This window comes from Methanobrevibacter curvatus, from assembly GCF_001639295.1.
GTDB classification, from domain to species: domain Archaea; phylum Methanobacteriota; class Methanobacteria; order Methanobacteriales; family Methanobacteriaceae; genus Methanoflexus; species Methanoflexus curvatus.
This window is the reverse complement of record NZ_LWMV01000001.1, coordinates 1-7,659: the sequence shown is the minus strand read 5'-3', so window position 1 is coordinate 7,659 and position 7,659 is coordinate 1. Positions and strand designations below refer to the sequence as shown.

Here is a 7,659-nt window from a genome sequence, read left to right as displayed (position 1 = left end):
AATCAATAGATTGAAAATTAATAAATTAAAAATTAATAAATTATAAATTAATAAATTATAAATTAATAAATTGAAAAGTATTAAATTATTAATAAGATTAACTTATAAGTTTTATATACAAGAGTTAAATATGTTATTAAAAATACATAATTAAATAAAATATATTTTAAAAAAATTAAATTAATATTTAATATAATATCAGAATATATTAATTTATTATTAAATGCGAATATAATTTAATGTAAGATATGTAATTTAGTAATTAAATATGAATATAATTTATAATAATCTTAAAAAACAAAAAAAATACTATTATTACTTAAAAATCAATAAAGTTGTAGGAATAAAAAAAATGACTAAAAAAACAGCTAAATGTATAATGGTTCAAGGAACATCTTCCAATGCAGGAAAAAGTGTTTTAGTTGCTGCATTATCGCGAATATATTCAAAAAGAGGGTTTAAAGTAGCTCCATTTAAATCACAGAATATGTCTCTAAATTCATACACTACAAAAGATAAAGGAGAAATAGCTATTGCGCAGATGTTTCAAGCAGAAGCATGTGGGATTGAACCAAGTGTAGATATGAACCCAATTTTATTAAAACCAAAAGGAAATTTTATATCTCAAGTAATTATACAAGGAAAAGCTGTTGGAGATATGAATTTCTATGATTATCAACATAAATTTAGAGATGAAGGTTTAAAAAAAATTAAAGAATCATTAGACAGGTTAAAAGAGGAATATGAAATAATATTTATTGAAGGTGCAGGTTCACCTGCGGAAATTAATATGAGAAATGAAGATATGGCAAACATGGAAATAGCTCATCTCTCAGATAGTGATGTGTTGTTAATTGCAGATATAGATAGAGGTGGTGTTTTTGCATCAATAGCTGGAACATATTCACTTTTAGATGAAACAGATAGAAATAGACTTAAAGGAGTTGTCATTAACAAATTCAGTGGGAATTTAGACATTTTACAGCCAGGAATTGACAAAATAGAAAAAATCATTAAAAATCCTATTTTAGGTGTTTTGCCATATGATAAAACTTTACATCTTCCTGAAGAAGACTCTGCATCCTTAAATGAACATAATTTTCAATCTGACAGAGAAATAATTATTGGTGTTTTAAGACTTCCAAAAATAGCAAACTTTACAGACATTGATCCTTTTGAATTTGAAGAAGATGTGGGATTAAAAATAATTGAATTAGACTATAAAATCAAGGGAAATTTAGAAAATATTGATGCATTAATCATTCCAGGTACTAGGAGTAGTAGTGGGGATATGGTTGAGCTTAAAATAACAGGAACAGATAAAATAATTAAAAATATCTCAAAAAAAATCCCTATTGTTGGAATTTGTGGAGGATATCAAATATTAGGAAAAAAAATAGTAGATGAAGAAAAAAAAGAATCTTCCTATGGAACTGTTGATGGAATAGGATTACTAGACATTGAAACAAGATTTGAGAGAAGTGAAAAAAAATTAGAACAAAGCAAAGGAATTATAAATAAAACAGAACTATTTAAAAACATTGAAAATGAATTAGTTACTGGATATGAAATCCATGAAGCCATTAGTGAGATTAAAAATTCGAAAGATACAATACCATTTATAAAAATAATAAATGAAGAAAAAAATAATGCAAAAAAAGATATTGAAGAAAATAATAATAAAGAAAAAAGTGAACTAAAAAACAGAGAAATAAATGAAGAATATGATGGAGCAATAAAAAATAATGTTTTTGGAACATATTTTCATGGTATTTTTCATAACTATAATCTTAGAAGAAGTTTTTTAAATAATATTCGCAAAACCAAAGGATTAAAAGAAAAATTTGGTGAAGATCCATATGAAGCAAAAAAAAGCTATTCAATAGATAAATTAGCACAAATAGTAGAAGAAAACTTAGATATGAATTTCATTGATGATTTAATTTTTAAAGATTAAAATTTTAAACAATGAAGTATAATAAAAAATAATAAAAAATAATAAAAAATAATAAAAAACAATCCGACTTATTTTAAAACTTCAACACAGTAATTTAACAACCTTTCGGTCATTTTATATGCATAATCTTCAGAGTACCATTCAGGGATTTCATAAACAAAAAGTGGAGTGCCAGTATCAACAACTAACTTATTAACTCCTAAAATAGAGGAACTTTGAATTTGTTTACTTGTATTACGTTTATAATATCTAAAATCAGTAATTCCAGAGCCATTAAATAAATTATAAACTGAATCTGCTAATTTAACTGAATTTTCATCCATATTAGGTGTTGCAATGTAAAAATCTTGACCATATCCTCTTTCATGGTCATGTCCAATGATTACTAAATCAAAATCATTTTTTGCAATATCTGGAACAACTGTGTCTCTAACAATTTTTTCTCCATTTGATCGACTTGGGTAAAATAAATCAGCATTATTCGTTACTACAACCTTATAATTTACTATTTGAAGACCATTGTTATGATAAAATTTTGAAACTTGTGGTAATACTTTTTTAGATAAGTTTTCACGTGGATGCATTCCAGAAACTATGGCTATTTTAATGCTAGGATTCTCACTCACACCATAAACATATTTTTTAACATATCCAAGGTCATCTGTCCCAATATTCTGTGAAAAATCTCCAAAAACAATTATATACAGTGTAGCAGAACTTAAAATAATTAAAAATATTATTATAATTATTAAAAACTTTTGTAACTTAGATTTAGCCATAATATCAACTATAATATAGAAAAAATCCTAATAAGAAACTCAAATAAAATATAAAAAAAATTAAAAAAAATTTAATAAAAAACTTAATAAAATTTAAAAAAAAAACCAATAAAATTTAAAAAATCATAAAATATTATATCTTACTATGTTATATCTTACTATATTCAAAAAATTATAAATATTCTTTGATTAATTTAAAATCGAAAAATATTAATAATTAAAATTTAAAAAATACTAGATTTTAAGTAATTTTCCATCAAAATAGCTGTTCCAATAGCTGGAGCAACAACACATTCATCATCAGTAAAATAGTCTCTCATTGATATACATTCCATTTCCAATAATTTAGCAGCAGATTTAGCTAATAATTCTCCTCCAAGACCTGTTACAACCACTAAATTTAAATTTTCATTTAAAGAAACTTTTTTAATACTTTTAGCAATTTGTTCAATTTGTTTTTTGTATATATATTGTGCAACTTCAATTATTTCACTTTCATTTATCATATCCATATCAGCACATAAAACCCTTGCAATTCGCCTCATTGAATCAATTTTAGACTTTCCACAACCATCAGCTGTTGAACAAGAAAAGTCTTCTTCATTTAACAATCCTAAAACATTAAAAACATCTGCTGTTGAAGCAAATAATTCTGAAGCAAGATTATACTCTTTATTGTTTAAAACTATTTTATCTAAAAAACTAACTAAATTAGTTCTTAAAGTACCAGTGTAAACTAGTTCGCCAGTTGCTAATCTTTCATAGTCTGATTTACCTTTAGCAACTTCTTTACCATTTTTTATTGGAATTATATCTGTTGTAGTGCTTCCAGTGTCAACAAAAATGCAATTTTTAGCTATTTTAGAAACTAACTGTGAAGTTCCTACCCAATTAGCTGCTGCCAAATCTAATGGTTTTAATTTAGCTTGAGAAAAAGAATAAACTCCTTTAGTGCTAATAAAAGCTATTGATAAATCAAAAGTATCTCTGACTTTATTAATAATGTCTAAAACCCCTTCTTTCTTTGTTTTATAAGCATCAACCAATTCAGCAGTCATTGAAATTCCAATCCCATCAAGGTTATTAATATTGTCTGTTTTTTCAGTCAAATTTATGAGAGTTTTAGATAACTCTTCTTTCTTACTCCACATAGGAAGATATTCAAAATCAACAGAAATATCTTTTATTTCCCCATTTTCGTTGAAATCAACAATGGCTAAATCAGTATTTGCCCCTCCTATATCAAAACCTGCTATTTTCATTTTATTGTCCTTAATTTTTGCTAAATATAATAATTTTCTTAAAATAATATAAAATCATTAGAATAATATAAAATAAATCTTAAAATAATTAAATAGTACTGGTATAACTAGTATCTAGTGTAATTATGTAATAACTATAAAAAATTGTAAAAATTATATGAAAAGTAGATAAAAATTTAGAAAATATGAAAAAAATTATCTAAGATTATATTTTTTTAAATTCTTATTAATAAAATTAATGATTTAATTTTTATTTCATTTAATAACTATTTTATTAATTAATTGAATATTTATTAGAAATTATTTTATTTAATTCATATTATTAATTTAATCGTTTATTTAATGAATTGATTTAATGAATTACTTTTTATATGAAATGTAGAAAGTGTATTATTTACTCAATAATTAATTTATTGTTTTCTTTTTTAAATTTGACAAATGTACCATTACTTTCAAATAACTCTTTAAAACAAATTCCCTCAATTGGATTAAAACTAAGATCAATAATTGTTTTAATTATATTAAACTCAAAATCTTTAGCTATTTTTTGAAGAGCAACGTAAGGTGTTGTAAAACGAGAATTTACTTCAATAAAAAATACTTCATTTTCAGTTAAAATTAAATCCACACCAAGAAAGCCATGGAGTCCTTCTATTGCCTCAACTGCAGAAATAGCTGTTTTAAATGCTTCTTTTTTTAAAGGATGATTAAAAGGTATTTCTCCACCTAAATATTTATCATACCCATATAAATCAATGTATTGTTTATTTAAACTTAAAGGATAAATTATTGTTTTATTTCCATTTTGAATAGCTATTAAACTAACACTAACTATTTCACCATCTATAAATTCTTGGATTAAAAATTCTTCATTAAAATTATTATTACTATTACTATTACTACTACTATTACTATTATTAATATTACTATTACTATTAATATTATTAATATTAATATTGATAAAATCTTTAGAAAACTGTTTTAAATCATTTTTAGATTCTAATATAGTTATATTTTCACAATCAATACCATTTACAGGTTTTATTATTAATTTAGAACTAAAATTCTTTTTAAATTCAGTTATAAATGAAAAAACAAAGCTTTCGAAATTTAACTGCTTATCCCCTTCAGTTACAAACTTTGTATCTTTATTGTCAGTGTTAATCTTATTATACTGCTGATATAATAAATTAAAGCTAAATTTAGCAGTTTTAGGTTGTTTAACTATGTTTTTCAAAGTTTTATATGTTGAATCCTTATTTGACGAAATAAAAACACCTTTAGACTTTGAACAAAAAAGTTTTATGTTCTTCTTTTCAATTAATTTTGTTAAATTATAAAGATTCATGTTTTCTTCTCCAGCTATTAAAAAAACACCATCAAATAATTCTAAATAATCATTTATCCATTGATGTAAATCTTTATTCAAAACAAGTGAATTAACATTATCATATTTATTAGACACAGTAGAGAACTTAGAAGAAGATAGATAATAAGCTCCATATTCATTATCATCTAATTCATTAAGCTCATATAAAACTGAGTTTACCATTGCTTCAGCCTCAGATAATATCGATGCATCAGAAGTATTTAATGTGGTGTAATATTCAAAAAAAAGAATATTAAACTTAGATTTATTTAAATTAAAGCCATTATTCATTAAATCATTACCTCTTTTAACAAAATTTAATTAATAACAATATCTTCATATTCTATTAGTACTATAGAAAAATGTTTTTAATTTTAAAAAAAAAATAGCTAAATTAAATACTGAAATATGTAATTTAAAAGCATTAAATATAATCTATAGTTATTTATCTTTAAAATATTTAAAATTTATTAAAAAGCAAATTATTTATATCAATAACCATATATAATTTATAAATAATAATTAAAATAAATAAAATAATAATTAAAATAATAAATAATAAAATAAATATAAAATAAAATAAATATAATATTATTACATATTAGTAATGTTAATAATATTATAAAATCATAAACTTAAATTCAAAATGGTGAAAAAATGGTTGATATTTCAAAACTTAATAATATATCAATATACACACTTTCAGGACAATATATTGGAAAAATTAATGATATTTATATTAATATGAAAAATGGAACTATATCTAAATTAAGAGTTAAAGCTATTGAAGATACTGATGAAAAAAATGTTGGACTCCGTAGTCTTATAGGGGGAATAATTGTTAATGACGAAGAAGAACAACAACCAAAATCATACAAAAAGGATTTTGTCACTGTTGAATATAGTAAAGTCAGAGCTGTTGGAGATATAATTTTGATTGATGCAGGTCATACAGAAAATCCCAATCAAACATCTGAAGTCCCATTACAATAATTAAACTAATTTTAAGCTTTAACTTTTAAAATCTTAAAAATTTAAAAACTTTTATTTTTAAAGTATTATTTATTTTTACCAATTGTTTGTTTTATTAATTTTATTAATTTTTATTTCTAATCTAATTTCATTTATTAGTTTTTTAGCATTTATGATTTAGTTAATTAATTATTTTCAATTTTTTTTCATGCATTAAATATGAATTATTAATAATAATTTTAATAATTATATTATAATACTTTTAATAAGTATAAATGATATAATTTTAATGTATAAGGCCCATAAATAGTTATTAAACTTATTTTTTTATTTATATTGCTTCTTTTATTTTAATTAATTCTAAAATTTTCCAATAAATGTATTAATAAACATTTTTTAAAAAACTCTGTTAAAAAAGACATTATTTAAAAAAAAAAAAAAAAAAAAAAATATACTCTAAATTATTTAGTGATGGTATGATTGTAGGAATATTAGGCTGTGGGTCAATAGCAAATATATTAATAAATGAACTAAAAGATGATGAAGATATTAAGCTTAAGTATTTTTATGATAATGACATAGAACAATCAAAAAAATTAGCAAAAATTGCAGATGGAATTGCAACTGATAACTTTGAATTAATGGTAGATAAATCAGATTTAATTATTGAAGCAGCATCCCCTAGGGCTGTTGGTTTATTTATTGAAAATACTTTAAAAAAGGGTAAAAGTGTAGTGATAATGAGTGTTGGCTATTTAATGGATGTTAATAATAGGAAAAACTTAGAAAGAATAGCTAAAAAAAATAATGCTCAAATATATCTACCATCAGGAGCAATAGTTGGATTAGATGGATTAAAAGCAGCATCAATCGGTAAAATAGAAAGTGTTACTTTAACTACAAGAAAATCTCCTAGATCTATTGGTTCCAATGGAAAAAAAGAGATTATCTTTGATGGAAAAGCATCAGAGGCTGTTAAAATCTTTCCTACAAATATTAATGTTGCAGCTGCACTAAGTATTGCTTCTAATATGGATATTAATGTAAAAATCATTATAGATCCAGAAATAAATAGAAATATTCATGAAGTCCATGTAAAAGGAGAATTTGGAAGTTTTACTAGTAAAACTGAAAATGTTCCATCCAACATAAATCCAAAAACAAGTGTTTTAGCGGCTTATTCTGCTGTTAATTTATTGAAAAGCTTGAATAAAACCATACACATATAAAAAAAAAAAAAAAAAAAAAAAAAAAAAAAAAAAAAAAAAAAAAAAAAAAAAAAAAAAAAAAAAACTATATACCTCTGCACACTCTACTGAT

At 22.8% G+C, this 7,659-nt stretch carries 6 protein-coding genes; 3 read left to right on the top strand and 3 right to left on the bottom strand.

The genetic code is table 11. The features are described 5' to 3' along the window. Window positions 1-352: 352 nt before the first annotated feature. On the top strand, window positions 353-1,957 hold the full coding sequence (gene cobQ / locus MBCUR_RS00030; protein ID WP_067088617.1) for a cobyric acid synthase CobQ: 1,605 nt from the start codon (window positions 353-355) through the stop codon (window positions 1,955-1,957). 68 nt (window positions 1,958-2,025) lie between these two features. Here the strand turns inward: cobQ and MBCUR_RS00025 are convergent, their stop codons facing one another. From MBCUR_RS00025 to MBCUR_RS00015, 3 genes are all read right to left on the bottom strand, one after another. Continuing rightward, complete coding sequence (locus MBCUR_RS00025; RefSeq protein ID WP_067088615.1) at window positions 2,026-2,736, bottom strand: hypothetical protein; 711 nt, start codon at window positions 2,734-2,736, stop codon at window positions 2,026-2,028. A gap of 224 nt (window positions 2,737-2,960) precedes the next feature. Next, complete coding sequence (locus tag MBCUR_RS00020) at window positions 2,961-3,998, bottom strand: hydantoinase/oxoprolinase family protein (RefSeq protein ID WP_067088613.1); 1,038 nt, start codon at window positions 3,996-3,998, stop codon at window positions 2,961-2,963. A 394-nt stretch (window positions 3,999-4,392) separates the two neighbouring features. Beyond that, window positions 4,393-5,658: an ATP-grasp domain-containing protein gene (locus MBCUR_RS00015; RefSeq protein WP_067088611.1), complete on the bottom strand. Its 1,266-nt coding sequence runs from the start codon at window positions 5,656-5,658 to the stop codon at window positions 4,393-4,395. A gap of 366 nt (window positions 5,659-6,024) precedes the next feature. Between MBCUR_RS00015 and MBCUR_RS00010 the strand changes: the two genes are divergently transcribed. Together MBCUR_RS00010 and MBCUR_RS00005 are read left to right on the top strand one after the other, a co-directional pair. After that, on the top strand, window positions 6,025-6,360 hold the full coding sequence (locus MBCUR_RS00010; RefSeq protein ID WP_067088603.1) for a PRC-barrel domain-containing protein: 336 nt from the start codon (window positions 6,025-6,027) through the stop codon (window positions 6,358-6,360). A 455-nt stretch (window positions 6,361-6,815) separates the two neighbouring features. Beyond that, a complete protein-coding gene (locus tag MBCUR_RS00005) occupies window positions 6,816-7,568 on the top strand; it encodes an aspartate dehydrogenase (protein WP_067088600.1) in 753 nt (250 codons plus the stop codon). The last annotated feature ends 91 nt before the right edge of the window (window positions 7,569-7,659 follow it).

Coding starts and splice junctions, on each gene's coding strand:
- MBCUR_RS00005 (WP_067088600.1), top strand. CDS start 6,816: ATGATTGTAGGAATATTAGGCTGTGGGTCAATAGCAAATATATTAATA.
- MBCUR_RS00010 (WP_067088603.1), top strand. CDS start 6,025: ATGGTTGATATTTCAAAACTTAATAATATATCAATATACACACTTTCA.
- cobQ (WP_067088617.1), top strand. CDS start 353: ATGACTAAAAAAACAGCTAAATGTATAATGGTTCAAGGAACATCTTCC.
- MBCUR_RS00015 (WP_067088611.1), bottom strand. CDS start 5,658: ATGAATAATGGCTTTAATTTAAATAAATCTAAGTTTAATATTCTTTTT.
- MBCUR_RS00020 (WP_067088613.1), bottom strand. CDS start 3,998: ATGAAAATAGCAGGTTTTGATATAGGAGGGGCAAATACTGATTTAGCC.
- MBCUR_RS00025 (WP_067088615.1), bottom strand. CDS start 2,736: ATGGCTAAATCTAAGTTACAAAAGTTTTTAATAATTATAATAATATTT.